This is a genomic window from Sphingobacterium sp. E70 (genome assembly GCF_019285695.1).
GTDB lineage: Bacteria > Bacteroidota > Bacteroidia > Sphingobacteriales > Sphingobacteriaceae > Sphingobacterium > Sphingobacterium detergens.
In genome coordinates, this window is record NZ_CP079104.1 from 5,865,407 (window position 1) to 5,889,427 (window position 24,021).

The following is a 24,021-nucleotide window of genomic DNA, read 5'->3' on the forward strand; positions in this document are numbered from 1 at the left end:
CCGGGGCTAGCCATGGATTTTCCGCTGGATAAAGCAGGATTTGACCGCAATGACCAGTATCTATGGGGTCCATCGCTCTTGGTGAGCCCCGTCACGGAGAAAGGTGCGAGGAGTCGAAAAATACATTTTCCACAAGGCGCCGACTGGTATGATTTATACAGCGGCAAGAAAGTCAGCGGCGGTCAGGATCTTCTGGTAGATGCGCCATACGAGCGTATCCCGGTGTATGCAAAAGCCGGTGCGATCGTTCCGGTCGGTCAGGAGCTGCAATACAGCACGGAGAAAAAGCAGACTGTACTGGACCTCTATATCTATGCCGGTGCCAATGGCCAGTTTTCGCTCTATGAAGATGAAGGTGATAATTATAACTACGAAAAGGGAAAATACAGCCGAATTGATATCCGCTACGATAACAGGACGCAAACCTTGTCCCTGGCCGACCGCAAAGGGGAGTTTGAGGGTATGCTACATAGTAGAAAATTCAATATCATTTTCATTAGCGACAGAAATGCTACCGGCATCGACAGTCCTACAAAAAAATCAATGGCAGTATCTTATCACGGGAAAGCCTTACAGATTAAATTAAATTAAAATAAAAGTAAAACCAATTTATAAATCAAATCATATGATAAGCAAACAATTGTTGAGCAGGGGTGTGGCTGTGGTAGTCATGACCGGCATGACCTCGCTGGTCTGGGCACAGTCCTTTACGGGGTCCGTTGTTTCCGCTGATTCTGGCTTGCCGATCGGGGGCGCAAGCATTAAAGTAAAGAATCAGAAGATTTCAACAAGTACGGACGAATCGGGTAAGTTTTCATTGCAGGCCGCAAAAGGAAGCGTGCTGACGATCTCTTACGTAGGCTACAAAACGCAAGAAATTACAGTCGCCGGAGCGAATGGTATCATTCGCCTGCAGCCCAGTACCTCTGATCTGGAAGAGGTAGTAGTCATCGGTTATGGTGTGCAGAAGAAGAAGCTAAATACCGGGGCGAATCTGAAGGTAGAAGGCGAGGAACTGCAGAAACGGAATCAGCTGAATCCCTTGCAGTCCCTTCAGGGGCAGGCTCCGGGCGTTTCAATTACTTCCACCTCCGGTCAGCCCGGAGCGGATATGAAGGTCGTCGTCCGCGGCTTAGGGACAATTGGCAATTCGGGCCCGCTTTATGTCATTGATGGGGTTCCGGGCGGTGATATTTCGGTATTGAACGCCGCAGATATCCAGTCGATCGATGTTTTAAAAGACGCTGCTTCGGCAGCGATATACGGTTCGCAGGCAGCCAATGGTGTAGTCCTGGTGACCACCAAGATGGGTGCTGCCGGTAAAAGCCAGCTGTCTTTTGACGGATATACCGGTATTCAAAATGTATCACGCAAAGCACAACTACTGAATGCCCATCAGTATAAAACAATCATGAATGAGCAGTCCCTCAATTCAGGTGCTGCTGCCATTGATTTTGATGGAATGGCCGGACTGGCCAATACCAGCTGGCTGGATTACATGTTCAAGGACAATGCGAAAATGGACAATTACAATGTGGCCCTCACCGGTGGTTCGGAGAAATCCACCTACGCCCTGTCCATGAACTATATCAGTCAGGAGGATCGTCGGTGGTAAAGATGTATCCAACTACGAGCGCTATGGCTTCCGGACAAATTCAGAACATAAACTCTTCGATAATTTTGTGAAAATCGGGCAGCACCTTAATTTCAACTACATTAAAAATCGGGGAATCGGTGTTGGCAACCAATACAACAATACATTACGTGGAGCTTTTACTACATCGCCGCTGTCACCCGTTTATTCGGACAACGGACTATATGGCAGCCCCTTCAACGATACGTCCAACTCACCCTGGTACAACGGCGACAGTAATCCTTATGGGGTAATGATGACCAATTCGAATAACAGCAACGATGGCCAGAAATTACTGGCAGATATTTTTGCTGAGATTGAACCGGTCAAAGGGCTGAAAGTACGCTCTTTATTGGGCTTCAACTATTATGCTTCGGAATACCGGAGTTTTACACCCCTGTACCGTTTTTCCATTTATACGTACAACCAGGACCATACCACTACGTCCCAGAATATGAGCAAGGGACATACATTGACCTGGACCAATACCGCTTCCTATGATTTTGATATCCGGACGGATCACCGCTTTTCGGCCATGATCGGGATGGAATCATTGCGGTATCAGGGTACTTACCTTTCGGGCTCAAACTGGAACCTGCTTTCGCAGTTCAATGATTTTGCGCATGCCTATCTGGACAACACAACAGGTCAGGCACATCTGGATGAAAAGGGCAATGTGGTCGAGACGCGTACTGTTTCTGGAAAACCGGAGAACGTCACCCGGCGGGTGTCCTACTTCGGCAGGTTAGGTTACAATTACAAAGAGAAGTACCTGTTAAATGCCACCCTTCGCGCCGATGCTTCGTCCAAATTTTCACGTAGCAACCGTTGGGGCTATTTCCCTTCGGTTTCAGCAGGTTGGGTAATCTCTTCGGAAGATTTCTTTCAGGAGAACCTGTCGGGGATAAACTTCTTTAAATTGCGGGCATCCTGGGGACAGGTGGGCAATCAGGATATTGCTGATTTCCAGTATGCCGCACCGATCAGTACCTCAACAGGTATCACATCATCCAATCCTGGAGCCCATTATGTATTCGGTACCAGCAACAACAATATTGCCGGTGCTTACCCGAGCCGCCTGTCCAATCCCAATCTAACCTGGGAGACCTCCGAACAGACAAATGTTGGATTTGATGCCAAATTCGCGCAGAGCCGGCTAGATGTCGTCGTTGACTTTTATGTCAAAAAGACCAAAGACTGGCTGGTAACAGCTCCAGTACTGGCCACGACAGGTACGCTGCCACCTTTTATCAATGGTGGCGATGTGAAGAATACGGGAGTTGAGCTTGGACTGAACTGGGCTGATAAAGTGAATGAGCTTAAGTACCGCCTGGGCGTAAATGGGGCTTACAACAAAAATAAAGTGGGTAAGATCCCAACCGAAGACGGTATTATCCACGGCCAGACAGCCATGTTATATGATAATTCAGAGGAATTTTACCGTGCCGCCAATGGACAGCCCATCGGTTATTTCTGGGGCTACAGCACCGCGGGCTTGTTCCAGAACCAGGCTGAAATTGACGCCTGGAAAAATGCTGGAAAGGGCATTCTGCAGGCGGATGTCAAACCAGGTGATGTAAAATATGTAGACCTGAATGCTGATGGCATTATCAATGCCGCCGACAAAACAAATCTGGGTGTGGGCATGCCCAATTTTACCTATGGATTTAATATCGGACTGGATTACAAAGGATTTGATTTCTCCGTTAATGCTTACGGTTCTTTGGGCAATAAGATTGTACAGTCTTACCGCAATCATACCAATAAGCAGGCGAACTATACCACCCGTATCCTCGACCGTTGGACAGGCGAAGGTACTTCCAATACCATACCGCGTGTGACCGAAACAAACGTCAACTGGCAGTTTTCGGATTTATACATCCAGGATGGTGACTTCCTACGGATTAGCAATGTCACCCTGGGTTATGATCTTTCCAAACTGATCCGGTGGAAATACGCCAATCAGATCCGTTTCTATATACAGGGACAGAATCTATTCACCTTTACGAAATATGATGGAATGGATCCGGAGATCGGGTATGGTACAGACGGCTGGGTATCGGGTATCGACTTAGGGTATTACCCTAGACCGCGGACGGTATTATTTGGTTTAAATGTTAAATTCTAAAATCGAGAAATCATGAAAAAAACAAGTTATATCTCTTATTCAATACTACTGGGATCACTACTATTGGGATCCTGTTCATCCAGTTTCCTGGACGTCGAACCGATGACAAGTGTATTGGAGAGCAACTTTTATAAAACAGTGGCGGATGCTGAAATGGCGCTGGTCGGTTGTTATGACGGTTACCAACGGACAACCTCCAACGGGAGCCAGGCTTTTTATATCACCTCGGAAATTGCTTCAGATAACTGTTTCGGTGGTACCGGAACAACAGATGGCCGCGGTTTCCAGGCTATAGACCGCTTTGATATCGGGCAATCCCAGTCGGACAATAATATTTTTGATGGTACCTGGTCAGATTACTATTCGGGCATTTTTAGATGTAATACGCTGCTGGCAAAGTTAGATGGCACCGATTTTTCGGGCAATACGACGGCACGCGCACGGATCGAAGGTGAAACCCGGTTCCTGCGGGCAGTCCTGTACTTCGATTTAGTGCGTCTCTTTGAGAATATACCACTGTTGACCAGTCCTACGAGTGATAATATTCCGCAATCGGATCCAAAGGAAGTGTATAAGCTGATTGTTTCGGATCTCAAATTTGCTACAAGCAGTATCCCGGCCGATGCTTATCCGAAATCAGCCGCCGCAAGCAACGATGGCCGGGCTACGCCATTCGCCGCAAAAGCACTACTGGCACGGGTTTACCTCTTTTATTCTGGTTACTATGCCGCCGAAGATATTGGCGTATCCAAAGCCGAGGCGCTAGCGGGACTGGAAGATGTGATCAAAAGTGGCCAATTTGCATTGGTCGCTGACTTTAAAAACCTTTGGCCGGCATCAAGTTATCTTCCCAATGCCGCCGACAATACATTGGATATTTCCAAGTACGCAGGTAAAGGGAACTCCGAAGTGGTATTTGCACAGAAATTTAACAATACATCGGATTACGAAGGTCATATCGATGGCAACCGCTGGGTCGTTTTCTTGGGCTTGAGAGGGAAGAGCTGGTCACCCTATGGTCAAGGATGGGGTGCCTGTACCGTAAGCAAAAACTTCTTTAATGCCTTCGATAACAACGATACCAGAAAAACAGCATCCATTATCGATATCGATGGAGAGAAAATACCGGATTTTAATCTGAAAGACCAACGTGAATACACGGGCTATGCGATCAAAAAATATGCGCCGACAGCATTGCCGGATGGCACCACAAATACAGGTGGAGATAAAGATATGCAATTGTCCCAGGATCAGGATTACTTTGTGATCCGCTATGCAGACGTGTTGCTAATGGCGGCCGAACTGGGTTCACCCAATGCCCAGCATTATTTTGACCTGGTGCGCAAGCGGGCTTATAAAACCAATTTCGTCGCATTGCCCGTCTCAAAAGTAATATCCTCAAAGAGCGGAATTTTGAATTTGCCTTTGAAGGCATCCGTTATTGGGATGTGCTGCGCCAGGGTATCAATAATGCAGCCGCGATCATAGAAACTTCCGAGGATGTGCTTAGTGGTTCGGCTCCCGACAAAGTTATTATCACAAAAAGCAAATTCTTAACCACCCGTGGGTTTATGCAGATTCCCAATAAGCAGATCACGCTGTCAAATGGAGTACTGAAACAAAATGCAGGCTGGAATTAATGAAGAGTACTGCTAAAAGGTCGCTTGGTTTAACGATATAAATCTATATACATGAAAAAGATATTACACGCTGTCATGGCCCTCATTGCGCTGATGACGATGGCCGGAGCCTGTTCTCCAGAAAAATATGCATTAGGGGAGATCGACCTCAGTCCGGCACAGCTGACTGAAGGTAAATCGTACCGTATTGAACATGATGCAAATAATCCGAATATTGTTTATTTGACGAGTTTAATGGATCCGAAATATACCGCGCTGTGGGAACATCCCCAGGGACGGAGCCAGGATAAAAGGTGACCTTAAAAATGCCTTTTCCGGGAGAATATACGGTTAAGTTTGGTGTCGAAACCCGGGGCGGAGTCGTTTATGGCGAGCCAGTAAGCTTTAAAATTGACGCGATGTACGCTGAATTTATCAGTGACGAGACCTGGACATTATTGACCGGTGGTGCAGGGCAGGAGAAAACCTGGTTTCTGGATCTTGATGCGGCAGGGGTATCCCGCCATTTTAAAGGGCCCATGTATTTTTATGGAACGGGAGACTGGTGGGGCACAGTAAACAAGACCGGCGAGCCATTGAACAGCGACAGCTGGAGCTGGGAACCTGACTGGAAAGGCAATAGCTGGCTAATGCCCGCTGGCGATTATGGCCGTATGACTTTTGACCTCAAAGGCGGGGCCAACGTCAATGTTAACCATGCCATGCTGGGAAAAGTGCAGAAAGGGGTTTTAATATTGACACCGAAAAGAAAACCATGCGCATGACCGGCGCATCGCCACTCCATGGCAAACCGCAAGATGGTATCGTGGTAGACTGGGGTGATGTTCGCATTATGTCGCTGACAAAGAATACAATGCAGCTGGCTGTCTTAAGGGATCCTGTACTTTCGAATGACGGTGCAGCCATGCTGACCTTCAATTTTATCAGCAAGGAGTATAAGGAAAGTTTGGATCAAGGAGGATCGGAATCCGGTCCGGCCAAATAAGGGGAAAAACATGACTATATCTAAAATGACTTCAAGGTACTTGACACTTCTTAGCTCCACGATTTATTGCAGCTTGCTATTTTTGCTGGCAGCGCCGGGCTATACACAACTGGGGTTTAAAAACCCAGTTGTCCGAGGATTTAATCCAGATCCGAGCATCTGTCGCGTAGGCGATGATTTTTACCTCGTGACCTCTTCTTTCGAATATTTTCCGGGGCTTCCGATATATCATAGTAAGGATCTGGTCAACTGGGAGCAGCTGGGGCACTGCCTAACACGGTCTTCACAGCTCAATCTACGCGGAGTACCTTCTTCGGGAGGGCTATTCGCGCCTTCGATCCGCTATCACGATGGTTTATTCTATGTCATATGTACCAACGTGTCGGACAAAGGCAATTTCTATTGCACCGCAAAAAATCCGGCTGGCCCTTGGAGCGATCCGGTCTGGGTAGATGTCAAAAGCATAGATCCGGACATTTTTTGGGATGAGGACGGCAAAAGCTATTTTGTGACCCAAGGGGATGAAGGAATCCGTGTGACGGCCATTGACCTGAGTACCGGGAAGCTGACCTCCGCGGAAAAAGTGGTCTGGGCCGGAACGGGCGGGCGCTTTCCCGAGGCGCCCCACATCTACAAAAAGGATGGCTACTATTATCTACTATTGGGCGAAGGTGGCACAGAATATGCCCACAGTGCCAGTATCGGGCGGAGCCGCTCCATCTGGGGACCTTACGAATCCTGTCCGCTCAATCCAATTCTATCACACTCCAACCGTTTGGGACAGGGAAATCCCATTCAAGGGGTGGGGCATGCGGACTTCATCCAGGCGGCAGATGGCTCCTGGTGGACGGTATTCCTAGGTTTCCGTGTGACGCAACCGTACAGTTATTACCATATACTCGGGCGGGAGACATTTCTGGCACCGGTAAGCTGGCCTAAAGACGGCTGGCCACAGATCAACGGTAACGGAAAAATCCAGCTGGATATGGCGGTGAAGCCCCTGCCAGCAGTTCCTGTGGCAACTCCAACACAGCGCGATGAGTTTACTGCCACACAGCTGGGCTTGCAATGGCAGTATCTTCGGAATCCCGATTCGGCAAAGTACTCGCTGACCGAACGACGTGGTAGCCTCTGCCTGTACAGCAGTCCGATATCATTAAACGAGACGGAGTCGCCTTCTTTTATCGGCCGCAGGCAAACGGAACACGATTTTCAGGCCAGCGTAAAGCTTGAATTTAATGCCGCTTCCGATGGAGAAGAAGCCGGTTTAACGCTGTATCAGAACAATTCGCACCATTACGACTTTTTCCTCAAACGCAGTGGAAAGGCCTTTATGCTGCAGCTGCGTGCTAAGGTAGGATCTCTGCATTATATTGTTGCTGAAAAAGAAATCGCAGGCAACAAGATAGAACTGCGTATCAGTGGAACGCCTTTAAACTACAGCTTTGCTTTTAAAGATCCTAAGTCTGGGGACTACAGCAACCTCGCTAGTCTGGATACCCGCTATCTGAGCACAGAGGTAGCTGGCGGTTTTACGGGAGTAATGATCGGTCTGTATACAAGTTCAATGGGCAGCCAACCAATGCGAAAGCATTTTTGACTGGTTTGACTATCAATCCTCCTATTAAAGTATGGAGCGGTTCCTTTTCTATAATTTTATGCTAAAATTACTTGTTTGCACCCCATATCGCCGCCAACTGAATGTCCTGGGGCTTTGGCTGATCATGACGATACCGCTGTTGGGGCAATCCCGACAGGAAATTAATTTCAATGCCGGTTGGCGGTTTACACTTGATAGTGTTGGGCAGCATAGCCAGGATTCTGGTGGTGACAACTGGCGCCTGCTTGACCTGCCGCATGACTGGAGCATTGAGATGCCCTTCCGCGAACATAGCCCCGCAGGTAGCGGCGGGGCTTATCTGGATGGGGGCATCGGCTGGTATCAAAAGTCATTTAAGCTGCCCCGGCCTATAAAGGTCAGCGGATATTTATTGCCTTTGAGGGCGTATATGAAAACAGCGAGGTCTGGATCAATGGTCATTTGCTGGGAAAACGGCCAAACGGTTATATCGGCTTTGAATATGAACTATCGTATTATCTACATGCGGACGGCCGCGAAAATCTACTGGCTGTTAAAGTCAACAACAATAGGCAGCCCAACTCACGTTTCTATTCGGGTTCGGGCATCTATCGTGATGTTAAATTGATTGCCCGTAATAAGGTCAGTATCGCCACAAACAGCACTTTTATCAAAGTAGAGCAGCTCAGTGAAAAACAAGCTGTGCTGAGTCTTTCGTTGGACATCGAACAGATTCCCAAACAGACTGGATCACTTTCCCTACGGACACAAATTGTATCACCCACCGGAGAAACGGTTTCCCAGGTTGAGGATATATTGGTCAAGCGCGGCTCCGGCGTCAATCCGTTCCGGCAGAAAATCGTGCTGGAGAATCCGCTGTTGTGGGGAGTTGAAACACCACGGCAATATACTGCGAATGTACAGCTTGTATCGGGCGGCCGGGTGCTGGATGAGCAGGAAACCAGATTTGGCTTACGCAACTTTAGCTTTGATCAACAGCAGGGATTTGTACTGAACGGAAAGCGCCTTAAGATCCGCGGGGTCTGTCTACATAGTGATCTTGGGGCTCTGGGCATGGCCTTCAACCGATCTGCAGCATTACGCCAGCTAAAGTTAATGAAAGCAATGGGTGTCAACGGTATACGCACATCCCATAATCCCGCCGCACCTGCATTTCTAGATCTATGTGATAGCCTGGGTTTTATTGTGATGAGTGAAACTTTCGATGTATGGAAAGGACATAAGAATCCATTTGACTACCATTTGTATTGGGATAAATGGTTCGAGCGCGACTTTGCCGACCATGTCAAACGGGACCGAAACCACCCCTCTTTATTCATCTGGTGCCTAGGGAATGAAGCGCAGGAGCAATGGCACTCTAAGTCGGATGGGGCAGCTATTCCCAAACGCTTAGCAGCAATTGCCGACAGCCTGGATGGCACCCGCCCGACCACCATTGCCAATAATGAGCTGTCCAGCGAAAACCCGGTATTAATGAATCCGGCCGTAGATATTATAGGCTACAATTATAACCATAAGCAATGGGCCAGTTTCCCGTCGGATCATCCGGGAAGAAGTTTATCGTAACAGAAAGCACGTCCGCATTGGAAAGTCGGGGTCAATATGATCTGGTGCCCTACGATTCGGTGCGCATGTGGCCTGAAAGATGGGATATCCCTTTCAACAACGGCAATAGGGACAAGTCCATATCAGCTTATGATAATATTTATACCCCTGGGGATCGAATCATCAGACCAGCCTACGTCTGATGGAGCAATATGATCATATTGCTGGAATGTATGTGTGGACGGGTTTCGATTACCTCGGCGAACCTACGCCTTATACCTGGCCTGCCCGGAGTTCATATTTCGGAATCGTCGATTTAGCAGGCTTCCCGAAAGATGTATATTATCTGTACCAAAGCGTCTGGACCGACAAGCCGGTCTTACACGTATTACCGCACTGGAACTGGAAACAGGGGATAGCGTTGATGTGGTGGTCTATTACAATCAGGCGGACCGATTGGAACTGTATCTGAACGGTAGAAAGATCGCTGAGCAATCCAAAGATCCTAGTCGTTATGACCTCGTTTTTAGAGCCATCCCTTTTGAACCTGGGGTACTTGAAGTGGTTTCCTATCGGGGAAACGAGAAAGTAATGAGCAAAACGGTCCGCACTGCAGCAAAACCATACCGTGTCAAGCTAGTTGCCGAAAAGCCCAGTGTAAATGCCGCAGCTAATGAACTAGCTTTTGTACAAGCATATGTTGTGGACGAGTTTGATACTGCTGTTCCGGATGCGGCGCATGACATCAGGTTTAACGTTGAAGGGGAGGGCGCAAAGATTGTGGCCACAGACAATGGCAATACAACCGATCTCCGGAAATTCCAGTCCAGGGCGCGACAGGCATACCACGGCAAAGCGCTGGCTATAGTCGCCGTCAAGCATAGCGGCAAATTGATTATCAGGGCAAAAGTAAGGGACTGATCTCCGGGAGTGTCGAACTGGATGGACAATAGAAAGCAAGGATGGAGTAATGGTTCTATTGAATGAAATGTTATCCGACTGAAAACGATAAAAGGGTAGATGCATGATAGAGCGAGATAAGATATATTGAAAAGCAAAGAAGTTCTGTCGTAGTCGACCTCATGCCGCATGTTAATACAGGTGTTCAATTATTCAGATGAACACCTGTATTACATAAAAGGTTAACGTTTTTTTATTCTCTTAGCCGCTTCTGAAATTTTAGCGAAAGATTTACCCCTTTTCCGTTTCTCATGCTCCGAAGTAGAAAAATACCAAGATTCTTTACGCAGTTTGAGGTAACTATTGTATACCGCCAGCGCTAAAAGGCCATTGTTTACAGCGTCTACGACAGCACAGCCAGGTTCATTAACATGTGTACAATTTTCAAAACGACAGGATTCTGCAAAATAAGCAAGTTCGAATATATCTGATAATGTATCCGAATTGTCTGATGCCAAACCAAATTCTCTAACACCGGGCGTATCTATTAAAATACCACTATCCTTCATCAATATCATTTCCCTTCGGGTCGAGGTATGTCTTCCTTTACCTGACGATTTGCTTATCTCAGACGTGGAAAATACTGTAAGTTCACACAGTGCGTTGATCAAAGAACTTTTTCCGACTCCAGATGATCCTACAAATACAATAGATTCCCCTGCTTGATAAATTTTCGTACCGGAAGTATTGTTTCTGGAGAAAAACGCTTGTAAAAAGTATTGGCATTTGACGTCCGATATGTTTCAGCGATTCCTCTACTTTTTGGCGATTGAACTCCAGATCCGATTTAGTGAGGATCAATATGGGATGAATATTTTCTTCTGCTATTTGAACCATAAATCGTTCCGTTCGGCGAACGCTGAAATTGGCATCGAGGCTCTGTACAATAAATGCCTTGTCTACATGGGATGCTATAGCTTGCCTTTCGTTCTGCGTGCCACTCTTTCTTCGGTATAAGGTATGCTTGCGTGGTAAAACATCGACGATTATTCCTTTGTTATCTTCAAAAGGTTGAAAAATAATCCAGTCACCGGTACAGGGGTGTTCAAATGATGAACGTCCATAAAGCATATTACCTGCCAGTTCGCACAACAGCCGACCGCTCTGGGCGATGACCTCATAATTGGTTTTGTTTACTGCGGCAACACGACCATGAAAAAGATGTTTGTATTGTGAGGCTTGTTTGAGCAGGAACAGCGTATCGTTCCAACCATATAATGATAAGTTATTCACTTGTTGATAATCTAAAATGATGAAATAAAATTGCTTAATTCTCTGTCATCCGAATGGTTTGTTCCATACCAACGGCCTTTGGTAATACGTAAACTACCAAACCGATGATTTTCGAAACAAGACACCCGGAATTAGGCAATCATTCCAATCGTCAAACTATAATATGTGAATAGTTGTCTTTGCATAAGATACAAAGATATAAAAATCTAATTCAATACTTTAATCAGTTGTTTAAAACAATGTTGCTCTGGCTTTCTCCAAGAATAAGAACCAGTGTGTCGACAGGATGATCGAGCAGTCCGCCTGTATTCATGCAAACTCTGGTATGAACCCTGCCTTACCGTCCGACTTTACTTGGGGCCATGCCGAACTTTTTCTTGAATGCTTTACTAAAGTGCTGTAAGGAACAGTAACCCAGTTCAAACGCTATTTCAGTAGCTTGCTTTTTGCCTTCCAATAGATCGTTCTTTGCCAGATCTAAACGTAGGTCAGATAAATAGGAAAAAGCAGTTTGATTAAATATTTCCTTAAACCCTCGTTTTAGCTTATATTCATTAACCCCGCGATTCTCGCCAATTCTATCAACGTTGGGGCGACTCGATATTCTTAACCAGATAATCACGGGCGTATACAATTCGTTCTTTATCATAATCATGTTTTATGTATTTTGAGATTGAACCTTGATGATGATTTAAAGACTCTGCTTGCAAGACAAGCAACTCGATGGTTTTCGAAAGAAGAAACAATCTCTTTAACCCACCAGAATAATCACACCTCAAAATCGAATTGATACAGGTTTGTATTGGCAGATCAATATTTAGACTAGAATTGGAGAAAGCAACAGGAGTTCCTGAAACTATTTTATCAGCAAACCGCTTTAAGGATTCGTTTCCATCTTTTGAAATGGTTAAAAAGAATCTTTTTGAAATTGTACCATAAATGATTTCATCTCCAAACCATCGAATTTCATTGTACCTTTAGCCTTGGTTCCATAGAATAAATTGTGCTGATTACCATTTAATTCAAAGCAATTGCTCATTCCGTTCTGTACTATTGAAGTTCTTCCTTGCAAATTAAAGTGCATGGTTACCAGTTCTGAATCTCCTTTCCAATCCAATTCTGTCGGTTTATCAAGATCAGTTTCGGAATATAAGATCTTAATACCATCGAAAAGCCATTGTTTAGCAGTTAATTGTCCAAAGGGAATATTCGTTTTAAAGATATTTTCTTTAAAACCATGACTACCAAAATCATTCTCATCAAAGGCTATTTTAAAAGCCTTTTTATCATTTTTCAGTTCAAATCCCATTGCGCCCTAATTTACCAGTTTAACTCCATTTTTGCAAGCGCATTTTTTGATCGCGCGGTACTTTTGTCAAGTGAGATAATGTAAGAAATAAATTTAAAAAGTATAGAGAAATGAGAACATTAAAAGTAAGCACACTACGCAGGATTAATATAACGGAAGGCTCAAGGAAGATTATACTCACGGTTCAATGAAGTTTTTCAATTCTAAAGGAAAGCAAATAGCAAAACACGATACGGCCTATCAGAAACAACAATATGGTGTGGAAACAATTCAGATCAAAAGAGCAAACCTCAAAGTCGTCATCAAATTATTGCATATCCTATTTATGATGTGCCTAAGCTTTTGCAATGGTATAAAGGCAGGGTGTGTCTTATTGGAGATGCGGCACACGGTATCTCTCCACATATTGGGCAGGGAGCCTCATTGGCATTGGAAGATACGATTGTAATTGCTGAATTGTTAAAATTAAACATTGGCTATACACAAGCCTTTCAGCTTTTTCAGACCGACCGCCAGCCTAGAGTAGAGCGAGTAATAAGAAGTGCAATGAAAGTAGGGAGTACGAAAACAAAAACCAATCCAATAACAGTTTGGTTTCGTGATCGTTTAATCGTTTTTTTATTAAAAAATTATGGGTTAGATGATTTGGGAGCTTGCGGTGCAGAATTATCATCATTTATTGAAAATATTAAAGCTGACAATTTAGTTTTATATCAAGAAGAGGATGGAAAATATAATTGGATAGAATCATTTGAATTTGAAAACCTCGATAACTGTAAAATGTTTTCATGGAAGATTAATCGCGACGTCACATCATAGCAGTTTTTTCCCTTCCACCCGAATACATCTATTTGAAAAAATAATTCGGTTGTCATTATCGAAGAGTGGGTTGATCTGGAGTATTCGTGAGGCTGATAACAATATCTGATGAGCTAACGCATCATCATCATCCTGATTCTTTTTTTCAATAATGGAATATTTCATCATCTTGACAAGACGATGAAAGATATAAATGTAAATTTGGACATGAGTAAAATTTTGCGAGAACAGTTCCGAAAATATATCGATATAACAGATGTCGAGTTTGATTATATCTTGAGCCATTTTAGCTTTAAGAAATTCAAAAGCATCAATTCCTCATACAGGAAGGTCAGTTCGTATTAAATGATTATTTTTGCTCTCTGGCTGTGTGAAATCGTATTATACTGACGAGATCGGGAAAATACATATTCTTCTTTTCGCTATTCAGGATTGGTGGATCACAGATTACGAAGCCTATTATTATCAAAAGAACGCAAAAGTAAATATTGATTGTCTGGAAGATACCGAAGTGCTATCCCTTAGCAATGAAAACAGAGAAAAGCTCTGTCGCGAATTCCATCAAGTCGAACATTTTTTCAGAAAGAAAACAAACCGCAGGAACGTGGCGTTGCAAAACAGAATCCTATCGTTATTGAGCAGCTCTGCAAAGCAACGTTATGAAAAGTTTGTACAGGAGTATCCATCGTTGGTGCAAAAGTTGCCAAAGCACATTTTAGCTGCTTATCTTGGTGTAACAAGAGAAACACTGAGTCGCTTATACTCGCCAAACAATTGATCTACCTCACATTTTTTTGTGAGGTACGTCCTTTCTATCTTTAAAGAATACCCTGAATTTTGTCTTGTCAAACTAAAAATCAAGCACAATGACAACATTTAACATTCAAACAGAAAGCAGCACTGTCAACTGGACAGGGAAGAAAGTTCTAGGCTTACACACGGAACTATTCAAATCAAAAATGGTTTTTGAGTTTTGAAAACGATGAGATCATCGATGGAGAAATACATATTGACATGACTTCAATTGTAATCACCGATATTTCTGACAAATCTATTTACAAGGAGTTTTTGATCATTTAAACCACGATGATTTTTTCTCGGTCTATCAATTTAAGACAGCATCTTTGAAAATCAACAATGGAAGAAAGGAAAATATGCATTACATCATTAGTGGCGATCTGACCATTAAGAATATTACACAGCCCATTCATTTTACGGCAACTGTAGAAATATTCAGCGATTTCTTGCATGCATTGGGCGAAATCAAAATTGACCGTACGTTGTACAATATTCGGTATGGTTCCGGAAAGTTTATTCCGAATCTGGGTGACAAGTTGATTTACGATGAGTTTGTACTACAGTTCAAATTAGTTGGGCAACGCTAAATTTATTCATATGTGGACAAAAACAAAATTCACCAAACTTCTTGAGATAGATTTACCCATCGTTCAAGGTCCCTTTGGTGGAAAATTATCCTCGGAGGACCTTACAGCACTAGTTTCAAATAAGGGAGGATTAGGGTCTTACGGTGGGCAGCCTTATGGTGCTGCCGAACTTATTTCTATTTCTAGAGGCATCAGAAAATTGACCTCAAAACCATTTAACATTAATCTATGGGTTAATGATCAAGATGCTACGGCAGGAGATTTTGATGAAAGGGATTTTCAGCAAGTTATCAAACTTTTGGAGCCATACTTTGAAGAGGTCGGTGCAGAACCACCCACATTTCCTTTGCCAGGCAGTCCTAAGTTTGCGGAGCAGATTGAAGCTATTTTTGAGATAAAGCCAGCGGTTTTTAGTTTTGTTTATGGCATACCCTCTGAAACAATTTTGGAGAAATGTAGGCGCTTAGGAATCATAACGATAGGAACTGCTACTACGTTAGATGAAGCTATCGCTATAGAACATGCAGGAGTAGATGCCGTGGTAGCCACAGGATTTGATGCAGGTGGGCATCGGGTTTCATTTCTGGATAAACCTGAGGAAAGTTTAATAGGAACGTTTTCATTGATTCCGCAAGTCGCGGATACCGTAAGAATCCCTGTCATAGGCGCTGGAGGTATTGCTGATGCCCGTGGAGTAAAAGCGGCAATGGCATTAGGTGCCGATGCGGTACAAATAGGAACTGCTTTTCTCGCTACACGGCAATCTGGTGCAAGTAAAATACATCGTGAAAAATTATTCTCAAAAGAAGCCCGTTATACAACATTGACCAAAGTTTTTACTGGAAGGTTGTCACGAGGAGTGAAAAATCGCTTGACAGAGGAGTTGAAAGAATTTCAAAATAGTTTTGCCCCTTATCCATTACAAGGAAAAATTGTTGGTAAACTGGGAGCTTATCCTGCAAATTCGAATCGAATCCTGAATTGAAATCGTTTTGGGCAGGTCAGGCAGTCTCTATTCTCCAATATCATGATGCAGAAAAACTGATTGCAGCTATTATTGCTGAAATGGAAAGATAGTATGCCAACTACGGTCGGGATTTACGTATTTTACGTTGGCGGATCAGGTGTGGATGATCATGAAAGAACTTTTTGATAAAAGACCTCCCTTGACGGTTAACGAGGGAGGCCTTATTGTTTACTTTATTGTCTTATTAAACCTAAATAAATCAGCTACGGTTTCCCGTATAATTTCATCCTAAACCAACTTTAACTTTGTTCATGGTTATTTTAAACACATAGACAATGGATACATTTTTGGGATGGATTATCTTCTCGTTAGCAATAGGTTCTATCAGTGTTAATAGGAATATAGATTTTGCAGGAGCATTCTTCCTCTCATTATTCCTATCGCCGTTTATTGGACTCATATTCAAACTGGTGTCTAAATCAGACGATCAGGTTAAATTTGAAACAGAATTGCTATCCAATGCGAAAAAACAAACGCAAGGGTTTTTAAAAGCAAGTGATTAGTCTTTTACAGATGAATTATATAAACTTAAGAGTTTGCTCGATTCAGGTTTGATTACCAGGGAGGAATTTGAAATTGAGAAGGAAAACTTAAAAAGATGTATATATGCCCGTTGATATGAGCCTCGCCCATTAGTTTTGATTTATTATTCTGGTGTTAGATCCAAGCAGTAAATAGAATTTGCCTTGCAAATACATTCGATAAGATCAAAAGAAACAATTTGATTTTGAAACTCATCTATTCTAGGATAGGTGAGTTTATTTTTAAAAAGCTCCAATTGTCAGATCAAGTAGTGGCTATTATATTTAATATCCCAATTAGACTGGTTTGGCTTCTTTTCCATTCCTTTGCCTTTTCAGTTAATTTCAATAGAAGACGATATTTTTGGATTAAAAAAATCCTATTGATTAATTATAGTGTATATGAGCACAACAGTGCATATTTGAATTTTTCTAAAAGACTTAACTATTTAAATGATTTGCCACAAGAGCTAAAGTCAAGGCTAGTATTAACACCTTCTTATATCGGATTGACGGCAATGGACTTGCCCAATTTGAAAAATATGCTCAACAGGTAAAAACTAATGACGCCAATAATTATCGATACTTTATACATTTTACAATATCTACTGTTTAGACACTCTTTTTCAAACAACATCAGGTAGGAGTCATCAGTCTCGGCAACAATCTTGAAACCCACGCTTAAATATAGACCCTTAGCTGGATTGGTTTTTAAGACACTTAATGTGATCGTTTTCTCTGATTCAGTAGCTTCCTTTATCAAATCATTCAAGATTCTCGTACCGATTCCTTTGCCTTGATAGGAGGGAGCCACCTGAATTTGTATCAGTTCTATGTTATTTGCTTGTCTGTGAACCTTTAATAGACCTATGGCACATTTACTTATTTCAATTATTGTGGCGTGTACAAATTGATATTCAATCCTTTGTAAATGTGCCTCATCAGAGACCGGTAAGGAGCTTGCAATTAAATGCTGATTCATCGTCTGTATCCTGAGATCAAGCAGAAACTTCAGATCACTTTTTAATGCAGGTCTGTATTTTATTTCCCATACGTCCATAGCTATATAAAATTTAATCAAAAATTAGTAGCGGTCAGATAGCCCGATGATCTTAATCTTTCCAGGATGTGATTTGCCTCAGCTTGATCCATATCATTTGCAAATTTTATGGTTTTAAAACCATATTCAAATCGAATAGTACCTCTATTTCTAAAAATACCTAAACTATTCCCTTGGTTCCAAAAAACAAATTCAAAATGTTCTTCCTCAACATGAAATCTCTTCGCTTCTTGTAGATCATAAATCTTATGCCTGAATAGCATATCGTTTTTTCTGGAAATACTTATTTGATCGCGATCTATTGTAATGATTTCTTTTCCAATAAGGTACCACATTAACGTTTTCATTACGAATAAGCCAGCTGCCGTCGAGAGGATCCACCAAACTATAAAAATATAACCTCAAAGCTTAAACCTCCGTTTGTATCGTAAAAGTTTTCGAGTGTCGGGGCAAAAAAATAATTGATTGTATCCAACCAAACAGCCATAAACTAAAAATAATGATAATAGGTAAATGCTTCTTTGCCGGGACGATAATGGAATATCCCGTTGGAGTTTCGTAATGGGTTGCAATACCGCTATATGGCCTTTCCATAGTCAATTTGTTTTATAGGTTGTACCAATTCAAATGGTCTAATTTTCCGCTGGCTAATATGCAATTAAAAAAACGAATTTCAATATGATAAGGTTTAGAACAAACAGAATGCTGCGTTCTTTCCCCAAAATCATGCATGAAGATATTATAAATCTAAAACTTTTCCATAAATTTAAAGCTTACTTGTAATGATAAGATCTATTTAATCCTTTTTAATGGCAACAATACGGATGATTTCCAGCATTAGACTGACGAGCCGAACTATAACCACAATAATCTGTTTCTTTATTTTTAGCCTTAGCAATTCTTTTGCGCAATCACTTGACAATTTTTTAGTGGTTGGACAGCGCTATACGATAAACTCTAAAATACTTAATGAAAGCAGAAATTATTCTGTTTATTTACCGGCTTCCTATAAAAACAATGTCGACAAAAAAATACATCGTTGCCTATGTTTTAGATGGGGATAGGAGTAAGTTTTTGGAAGTGTCGGGGATTGCACAATCGATGCATTCAGATGCAAATCTTAAGTTGCAAATCCCTGAACTCATTATTGTTTCAATAGAAAACACCGATAGAACAAAGAATTTTACTCCTACAAATTCATTGAATTATTTGGATAGAGAGGATATTTCTGCATTTAAAAGTAGCGGAAAAGCGGATGATTTCATGGGTTTATTGAGGATGAATTAATGGTGGAAATAAATAAATCTTTCAGAACCGTCCCACAAAGCATGATTATCGGCCACTCATTGGGTGGACTATTTGCCTTACATTGCCTATTAGAAAAACCGCAGCTGTTTAGTTATTACTTACTCATCGACCCCTCTTGGTTTTGGGATCATAATTATATTGGGAAAAGAAGTAAAGAAGTATTGGCGAATCGAGTCGACCTAAAAGCTAGGATATACATTGCATTAGCCAATAATATGCAGGAGGATAAGAGGCATTATCAATGGGGAAATCAATTTTATAAATTACTGAAAGAGAATAAATCTCCAGATCTGAAGGTAGACTTTAGATATTTTGAAGACGAAAAGCACTTAACAGTAACAATTCCTGCCACATATTATGGCCTTCGATATCTCTTCGAGCCATATACTATTGATATAAATGAAGTAACAAAGGACCCCAGTGTATTGGTAAATTACAGTGCAAAAATAAAAAGGAACTTTTCTTTGATACTAAACCGGACCAAAGTTTTGTAAATACAATTGGATATGTAGCCCTTTATGATAGGCAACTACCTGATATAGCAATTTCTATTTTTGAGCTGAATACGAAAAATTATCCGCAATCAATCAATGTATGGGATAGCTTAGCCGAGGCCTACACAGTCAGGGGATATATGGATAAAGCAAAAAAGTGTTATGAAAAAATCTTGACACTTTCTCCAGCTAATAATATCGCAAAAACTAAACTTGAAGAATTAAATAACAAAATAAAACAGAGAAACTAAATGCTGGACATCGGGAAGCTAAACCAGCATTTTGTACCACTTCGCCCGCAATATATAGTGTATATTGGGCTTAAGTATCAACATTTCCCGATTGAAAAGTAGCAGTTAATAATTCAATTAAAAGATTGGGAATACTATCCACCTACAGTCGGCGCTTTGCCAAATTTCTTCTTAAAGGCGGAAGAAAAATGGGACAGGGTCTCGAAACCAAGATCGAGATAGATAGCTGATGGTTTTTTGTTTTTTCTTTCAATTAAATGCCGTGCTTCATTCAGCCTTTTATCCTGTAACCACTTACGTGGCGGCATCCCGAAGGTTTTCTGAAAATCTCTTTTATATCCTGAAAGGCTTCTTCCGGTGAGTTGTGCAAACTTTTCAATAGGGACATTGAAATGAAAATTGCTCAGCATAAATTTTTCTAGATCCATCTTATAAGGCGCTGCGAAATCAAACAAAAAGTTACGCAGTGCCGGAACAGCTATCAGTATCAACTTGATTCCCTCTTTCACCTTTAAAAGTCCCATCTCGTCAGTCATTTCATGACCAGCGCTTCGCGCATAGGGAATGACCGACTGGAAATAACCTTTGATAAACGCATTATTGGGGAGGCATATGTTCGGAAGGCCAGTGTATTTACCCTGAGCTTCCATTTTTTCCTCTAGTGCTATCTGACGCATCAGATCTTCTTGCAGTGATATGACGATAGTTTCATAGTGACCACTTGGCCCGGGGTTTTAGTCAAGGTTCCCAGCTGATTTTTGTGAATGAGCAATACTTCCCCGGCAGATATGTTTACATGCTGCTCAGCTGTTTCCAGAACCATCTGGCCCGAGACCTGTAATACTAGGGTATGGTGGTTCCAGACGCATGCTTTCTCTTTCTTCAGAGAAGAAAGGTAAGAATAGAATATCACGCCGGGAAGTATTTCTGCTGGACTTTCCATTTATCTTTGTAAATAAGTGCCACCTTTGATAGTACCTATTGCAAATGTGGTGTTTAAAATATTCATCTCCTCTGGGGTAAATACAATTTCCATCGCAGCAATATTTTCGGGTAGTCTTGATCTGCGGCTCATACTCACCAATGGCATGATATTGTCGCCCTGTTCTTTTACCCATGCAATCGCAAGTTGTGTAGGGGTGACATTTTTACGTTGAGCAATTTCTTTTAATACTTCCACTTTCTCAAGATTATGGATCAGGTTATTGCCCTGAAAACGGGAAAAGTGATTTCGATGGTCATCCGCAGGAATTGGCGCTTGTAGGTTACCGGTTAACAGTCCTTCTGCCGTATTGGCAAATGCCACGACACCGATCCCTAATTCTTTAGCCGCAGGCAACAGCTCATTTTCGATCTGACGGTCAGCCAAAGAATAACCGATTTCCAGTGCACTGATGGGATAAATGCTGTTGGCTTTACGGAGCTGATCGGCGGTTATTTCCGATACGCCGATATGACGTACTTTTCCTTGATCTATCAGGTCGGCAATCGTTCCGATGATGTCTTCTATTGGCACACTGCCATCCATTCTACAGGGTTGATATAAGTCGATAGTTTCAATGCCCAGACGGGTCAATGAATAGTTGACAAAATTCTTGATCGCTACAGGACGGAGATCCAAACCGATCCATTGGCCGTTGTGGAAGATAGCACCAAATTTTACACTGATGAAAGCATCATCCCGTCTTCCCTTAATGGCTTTGCCAATAAGCATTTCGTTGTGGCCTGCACCATAAAAATCTCCCGTATTCAGGAAGTTGATCCCGCTGTCCAAAGCTTGATGGATGGTTGCAATACCTTCAGTTTCATCGGGAGTTGGGCCACCCCATATTGATGACATCCGCATACATCCCAGACCAAGCTTTGAAACGGTGGGGCCGTTTTGACCCAATTGAATTTTAGTGATTTTTGACATTTGATTGATTTAATTTTATTATCCAAAGGTCTTGATTTAATAACCATATTGCTTTCTTCTACGGCTCAATTTACTTGTCTGTATGGTTCATCTGTTCCTGAATTGAATGGTCATTGGTTTTCGAATCCGGACAGCCCATGTTAATCAAGATCACTGGTCAACAAATTGATCGTGTCAAAATTCCATTTAAAACCCTTCGTTTTTGGCATATTTTCCCATCTCTGATTAACACCTTCAAAGTTTTCGGCGCTCGGCGCCATAATATAAAAATTAACTGAACTGTTTGCGAATTTGTAATGGTATGTGTACATGAGCAAATCACATAGACCTCTTAGTGGAGGTAAATTAGTTTGGCCAACTATTAGGAATGCTGGAATTATTTACACGGCGACTATCGCACACGGACCAATTTTTGCCTGCAATTAATGAAAACTTCGAAATTGCTTACTATTTTGTACAGGAAGTGAGAAAAATTGTGAAAGATAGTAATCTTTTAAAATAGATTTATTGATGAACAAACTTTTATTATTTTTCTGCATTTTTTTGTTTTCAGTTCACTCTTTTGCACAACAAAGTAATAGCCTCCGTAAAGAACTTCATCAAATCATTGCAACAAAGAATGCAACAGTCGGTATTTCAATGAAGGGAATTGAAATCAAAGACACATTAAGTATTAATGGACATTTAAATGCACCATTAATGAGTGTGTTTAAATTTCATACCGCCTTGGCGACCTTGAACTTGGTTGATCAGGGTAAACTTTCTTTATCACAGAAATTTTTTATTAAAAAGAAGATCTGCACGCAAATACCTGGAGCCCAATTCGGGACGAATTTCCGAACGGAAATATGGATTTAACTTTGGACCAACTATTGCGATATACCGTTTCGCACAGCGACAACAATGGTTGTGATATTCTTTTAGACTTGGGGGAGGTCCGGAACCCGTCCAAAAGTTTATCCATAAACAAGGAATAAAGGATTTTACCATTAAAGTCAATGAACAAGAAATGCGAATTTGGGAGAATCTATATATCACAATATAACAACGCCATTAGCGTCCACCGAATTATTGGAAAAGTTTTATGCAGGACAGGTTCTTGAAAAGAACACTACAAATTACCTCTATCAACTCATGGTAGAATGCTCGAGAGGCCTTACTTGGATGAAAGCAGGGCTTCCCGAAGGAACAGAATTAGTGCACAGAACTGGAATTTCAGATAGAAATGAGAATGATTTAAGAGCAGCGATGAACGATGTAGGTATTTTTAAACTTCCCAATGGAAATCACATCGTTCTTTCTGTTTACTTAAAAGATATCACCGAAGAACGAGAGGTCACTGAAAAAAATTATTGCCGACATAACCAAATCTATCTGGAATTACTATACGAAAAAATAAATATTTATCCAATGAGGAAATAAGGGTAAACAGTGAATGGTTGAAAAAGAAACCCTATAAATCTATATCGCATACAGCATTACTAATATTATTAGTAATGCTGTAAAATGAAACCGCTAGAAATCTTTTGCCGAAATCGGGTAATGTACGCTCAAATTACCGTGCATGATAAAAGCATGGGCATGAAAGATTATCATCTTTACAACAAAAATGGTCTTGCTTTTTATGTTTTCAGGAAATCTCAGGGAGAGTGGCAATTGGCATTCGGTGTACTCGCCGATGACATCAAGGAAGCGTGCATTGACGCTCTTATACTTCGCTTTGATACGGATGTGCCTGCGTTGTTTTATCATCAAGGAAAACGCCAGGTAGTGGAAGTTCGGGCCAAGAAATACAGCCTTTGGCATATTTATCTCAATAATGCTTATGTTGGAAGTATGCAATATTACACCTTCACTAAGCAGTTCAATTACCACCTTGAAGATAATGGCTTATTAACCGATGATCACGTGCAAAAGTATATAGCCCTAATACAACGTGGGGAATTAAAGTGGATAAAGGACGATATGCGATGAAAAACAATATAAAAGAATAAAAAACCTTGAGTCTGGGAGGATCTCAAGGTTCCTAATTACAACCTATTTTGAAAAGTACTATTAATACAATATTGAATCCTGTTTGGTTTTTAAAAAAGTTTTCTGTTGGAGGCCTTTTTGTTTACTTTATTGGCTTATTAAAGCGGTTAAGTAAATCGACTACGGTTTCCTGTACCCAATCTCGCTTCCAAACCAATACCTTAGCCTTACAGT

At 41.9% G+C, this 24,021-nt stretch carries 32 protein-coding genes and 2 pseudogenes; 26 read left to right on the forward strand and 8 right to left on the reverse strand.

Annotated features, from left to right (window positions below):
- The first annotated feature begins 12 nt into the window (after positions 1-12).
- From KUH03_RS41895 to KUH03_RS41960, 14 genes and pseudogenes are all read left to right on the forward strand, one after another.
- On the forward strand, positions 13-591 hold the full coding sequence (locus tag KUH03_RS41895; RefSeq protein WP_257090513.1) for a DUF5110 domain-containing protein: 579 nt from the start codon (positions 13-15) through the stop codon (positions 589-591).
- Between the two features lie 34 nt (positions 592-625).
- On the forward strand, positions 626-1,615 hold the full coding sequence (locus KUH03_RS41900; protein ID WP_257090514.1) for a TonB-dependent receptor plug domain-containing protein: 990 nt from the start codon (positions 626-628) through the stop codon (positions 1,613-1,615).
- 67 nt (positions 1,616-1,682) lie between these two features.
- Positions 1,683-3,761, forward strand: a complete 2,079-nt coding sequence (locus KUH03_RS41905; protein ID WP_257090515.1) for a SusC/RagA family TonB-linked outer membrane protein — start codon at positions 1,683-1,685, stop codon at positions 3,759-3,761.
- A gap of 12 nt (positions 3,762-3,773) precedes the next feature.
- Positions 3,774-5,249, forward strand: a complete 1,476-nt coding sequence (locus KUH03_RS41910) for a RagB/SusD family nutrient uptake outer membrane protein (protein WP_257090516.1) — start codon at positions 3,774-3,776, stop codon at positions 5,247-5,249.
- Positions 5,195-5,401: a hypothetical protein gene (locus tag KUH03_RS41915; RefSeq protein ID WP_257097842.1), complete on the forward strand. Its 207-nt coding sequence runs from the start codon at positions 5,195-5,197 to the stop codon at positions 5,399-5,401. Before KUH03_RS41910 ends, KUH03_RS41915 begins: the two co-directional genes overlap by 55 nt.
- Positions 5,402-5,452: 51 nt before the next feature.
- The gene (locus tag KUH03_RS41920; RefSeq protein WP_257090517.1) at positions 5,453-5,698 is read left to right on the forward strand and encodes a hypothetical protein; all 246 of its coding nucleotides are present in this window, start codon (positions 5,453-5,455) and stop codon (positions 5,696-5,698) included.
- Positions 5,695-6,165 (forward strand): hypothetical protein, encoded by a 471-nt coding sequence (locus tag KUH03_RS41925; RefSeq protein WP_257090518.1) that lies wholly within the window; start codon positions 5,695-5,697, stop codon positions 6,163-6,165. The genes KUH03_RS41920 and KUH03_RS41925 overlap by 4 nt, the downstream gene beginning before the upstream one ends.
- Positions 6,156-6,386, forward strand: coding sequence for a hypothetical protein (locus tag KUH03_RS41930; RefSeq protein WP_257090519.1), 231 nt, complete (start codon positions 6,156-6,158; stop codon positions 6,384-6,386). Before KUH03_RS41925 ends, KUH03_RS41930 begins: the two co-directional genes overlap by 10 nt.
- 82 nt (positions 6,387-6,468) lie before the next feature.
- Positions 6,469-7,986 carry a glycoside hydrolase family 43 protein gene (locus KUH03_RS41935; protein WP_257090520.1) on the forward strand — a complete coding sequence of 506 codons (1,518 nt, stop codon included), beginning with the start codon at positions 6,469-6,471 and terminating at the stop codon, positions 7,984-7,986.
- 429 nt (positions 7,987-8,415) lie between these two features.
- Positions 8,416-8,535, forward strand: a pseudogene (locus KUH03_RS50025) (hypothetical protein); the annotation flags it as partial.
- A gap of 54 nt (positions 8,536-8,589) precedes the next feature.
- Positions 8,590-9,552: a glycoside hydrolase family 2 protein gene (locus KUH03_RS41945; protein ID WP_257090522.1), complete on the forward strand. Its 963-nt coding sequence runs from the start codon at positions 8,590-8,592 to the stop codon at positions 9,550-9,552.
- A gap of 17 nt (positions 9,553-9,569) precedes the next feature.
- Complete coding sequence (locus tag KUH03_RS41950; protein WP_257090523.1) at positions 9,570-9,734, forward strand: hypothetical protein; 165 nt, start codon at positions 9,570-9,572, stop codon at positions 9,732-9,734.
- Positions 9,734-10,003, forward strand: a complete 270-nt coding sequence (locus tag KUH03_RS41955; protein WP_257090524.1) for a hypothetical protein — start codon at positions 9,734-9,736, stop codon at positions 10,001-10,003. Before KUH03_RS41950 ends, KUH03_RS41955 begins: the two co-directional genes overlap by 1 nt.
- Positions 9,958-10,452, forward strand: coding sequence for a DUF4982 domain-containing protein (locus KUH03_RS41960; protein ID WP_257090525.1), 495 nt, complete (start codon positions 9,958-9,960; stop codon positions 10,450-10,452). Before KUH03_RS41955 ends, KUH03_RS41960 begins: the two co-directional genes overlap by 46 nt.
- Before the next feature lie 221 nt (positions 10,453-10,673).
- Here the strand turns inward: KUH03_RS41960 and rsgA (KUH03_RS41965) are convergent, their stop codons facing one another.
- From rsgA (KUH03_RS41965) to KUH03_RS41980, 4 genes are all read right to left on the reverse strand, one after another.
- Positions 10,674-11,102 (reverse strand): GTPase RsgA, encoded by a 429-nt coding sequence (rsgA, locus tag KUH03_RS41965; RefSeq protein ID WP_257090526.1) that lies wholly within the window; start codon positions 11,100-11,102, stop codon positions 10,674-10,676.
- On the reverse strand, positions 11,083-11,724 hold the full coding sequence (rsgA, locus tag KUH03_RS41970; protein ID WP_257090527.1) for a GTPase RsgA: 642 nt from the start codon (positions 11,722-11,724) through the stop codon (positions 11,083-11,085). The genes rsgA (KUH03_RS41965) and rsgA (KUH03_RS41970) overlap by 20 nt, the downstream gene beginning before the upstream one ends.
- Positions 11,725-12,061: 337 nt before the next feature.
- Complete coding sequence (locus KUH03_RS41975; RefSeq protein ID WP_257090528.1) at positions 12,062-12,373, reverse strand: AraC family transcriptional regulator; 312 nt, start codon at positions 12,371-12,373, stop codon at positions 12,062-12,064.
- Between the two features lie 258 nt (positions 12,374-12,631).
- The gene (locus KUH03_RS41980; RefSeq protein WP_257090529.1) at positions 12,632-13,033 is read right to left on the reverse strand and encodes a hypothetical protein; all 402 of its coding nucleotides are present in this window, start codon (positions 13,031-13,033) and stop codon (positions 12,632-12,634) included.
- Positions 13,034-13,220: 187 nt separating this feature from the next.
- Here KUH03_RS41980 and KUH03_RS41985 point away from each other — a divergent pair, with 187 nt between their 5' ends.
- From KUH03_RS41985 to KUH03_RS50030, 7 genes and pseudogenes are all read left to right on the forward strand, one after another.
- Entirely contained in the window at positions 13,221-13,481 is a 261-nt protein-coding gene (locus tag KUH03_RS41985; RefSeq protein WP_257098097.1) for a hypothetical protein, read from the forward strand.
- On the forward strand, positions 13,397-13,852 hold the full coding sequence (locus tag KUH03_RS41990; RefSeq protein ID WP_257097844.1) for an FAD-dependent monooxygenase: 456 nt from the start codon (positions 13,397-13,399) through the stop codon (positions 13,850-13,852). Before KUH03_RS41985 ends, KUH03_RS41990 begins: the two co-directional genes overlap by 85 nt.
- Before the next feature lie 355 nt (positions 13,853-14,207).
- Complete coding sequence (locus tag KUH03_RS41995; protein WP_257090530.1) at positions 14,208-14,630, forward strand: Crp/Fnr family transcriptional regulator; 423 nt, start codon at positions 14,208-14,210, stop codon at positions 14,628-14,630.
- Positions 14,631-14,901: 271 nt separating this feature from the next.
- A complete protein-coding gene (locus KUH03_RS42000) occupies positions 14,902-15,237 on the forward strand; it encodes a YceI family protein (RefSeq protein WP_257097846.1) in 336 nt (111 codons plus the stop codon).
- Positions 15,238-15,247: 10 nt separating this feature from the next.
- Complete coding sequence (locus KUH03_RS42005; protein WP_257090531.1) at positions 15,248-16,222, forward strand: nitronate monooxygenase family protein; 975 nt, start codon at positions 15,248-15,250, stop codon at positions 16,220-16,222.
- Between the two features lie 317 nt (positions 16,223-16,539).
- Positions 16,540-16,767 carry a hypothetical protein gene (locus KUH03_RS42010; RefSeq protein ID WP_257090532.1) on the forward strand — a complete coding sequence of 76 codons (228 nt, stop codon included), beginning with the start codon at positions 16,540-16,542 and terminating at the stop codon, positions 16,765-16,767.
- Between the two features lie 27 nt (positions 16,768-16,794).
- Positions 16,795-16,881, forward strand: a pseudogene (locus KUH03_RS50030) (SHOCT domain-containing protein); the annotation flags it as partial.
- 403 nt (positions 16,882-17,284) lie between these two features.
- On the opposite strand, the gene KUH03_RS42015 reads toward KUH03_RS50030, so the two are convergent.
- Both KUH03_RS42015 and KUH03_RS42020 read right to left on the reverse strand, forming a co-directional pair.
- Entirely contained in the window at positions 17,285-17,845 is a 561-nt protein-coding gene (locus KUH03_RS42015) for an N-acetyltransferase (RefSeq protein ID WP_257090533.1), read from the reverse strand.
- Positions 17,846-17,862: 17 nt separating this feature from the next.
- Complete coding sequence (locus KUH03_RS42020; RefSeq protein ID WP_257090534.1) at positions 17,863-18,192, reverse strand: hypothetical protein; 330 nt, start codon at positions 18,190-18,192, stop codon at positions 17,863-17,865.
- 622 nt (positions 18,193-18,814) lie between these two features.
- Here KUH03_RS42020 and KUH03_RS42025 point away from each other — a divergent pair.
- Both KUH03_RS42025 and KUH03_RS42030 read left to right on the forward strand, forming a co-directional pair.
- Entirely contained in the window at positions 18,815-19,132 is a 318-nt protein-coding gene (locus KUH03_RS42025; RefSeq protein ID WP_257090535.1) for a hypothetical protein, read from the forward strand.
- Positions 19,132-19,647, forward strand: a complete 516-nt coding sequence (locus tag KUH03_RS42030; RefSeq protein ID WP_257090536.1) for an alpha/beta hydrolase — start codon at positions 19,132-19,134, stop codon at positions 19,645-19,647. Before KUH03_RS42025 ends, KUH03_RS42030 begins: the two co-directional genes overlap by 1 nt.
- 385 nt (positions 19,648-20,032) lie before the next feature.
- On the opposite strand, the gene KUH03_RS42035 is transcribed toward KUH03_RS42030, so the two are convergent.
- Both KUH03_RS42035 and KUH03_RS42040 read right to left on the reverse strand, forming a co-directional pair.
- Positions 20,033-20,575, reverse strand: coding sequence for an AraC family transcriptional regulator (locus KUH03_RS42035; protein WP_257090537.1), 543 nt, complete (start codon positions 20,573-20,575; stop codon positions 20,033-20,035).
- A 266-nt stretch (positions 20,576-20,841) separates the two neighbouring features.
- The gene (locus KUH03_RS42040) at positions 20,842-21,813 is read right to left on the reverse strand and encodes an aldo/keto reductase (RefSeq protein ID WP_075993033.1); all 972 of its coding nucleotides are present in this window, start codon (positions 21,811-21,813) and stop codon (positions 20,842-20,844) included.
- Positions 21,814-22,323: 510 nt separating this feature from the next.
- On the opposite strand from KUH03_RS42040, the gene KUH03_RS42045 reads away from it, so the two are divergent.
- The 3 genes from KUH03_RS42045 to KUH03_RS42055 all read left to right on the forward strand — a co-directional run bounded on the left by KUH03_RS42045 (position 22,324) and on the right by KUH03_RS42055 (position 23,787).
- Positions 22,324-22,671: a beta-lactamase family protein gene (locus tag KUH03_RS42045; protein WP_257090538.1), complete on the forward strand. Its 348-nt coding sequence runs from the start codon at positions 22,324-22,326 to the stop codon at positions 22,669-22,671.
- Positions 22,672-22,830: 159 nt separating this feature from the next.
- Positions 22,831-23,235: a class A beta-lactamase-related serine hydrolase gene (locus KUH03_RS42050; protein ID WP_257090539.1), complete on the forward strand. Its 405-nt coding sequence runs from the start codon at positions 22,831-22,833 to the stop codon at positions 23,233-23,235.
- Positions 23,236-23,355: 120 nt separating this feature from the next.
- The gene (locus tag KUH03_RS42055; protein ID WP_257090540.1) at positions 23,356-23,787 is read left to right on the forward strand and encodes a hypothetical protein; all 432 of its coding nucleotides are present in this window, start codon (positions 23,356-23,358) and stop codon (positions 23,785-23,787) included.
- Positions 23,788-24,021 lie beyond the last annotated feature (234 nt).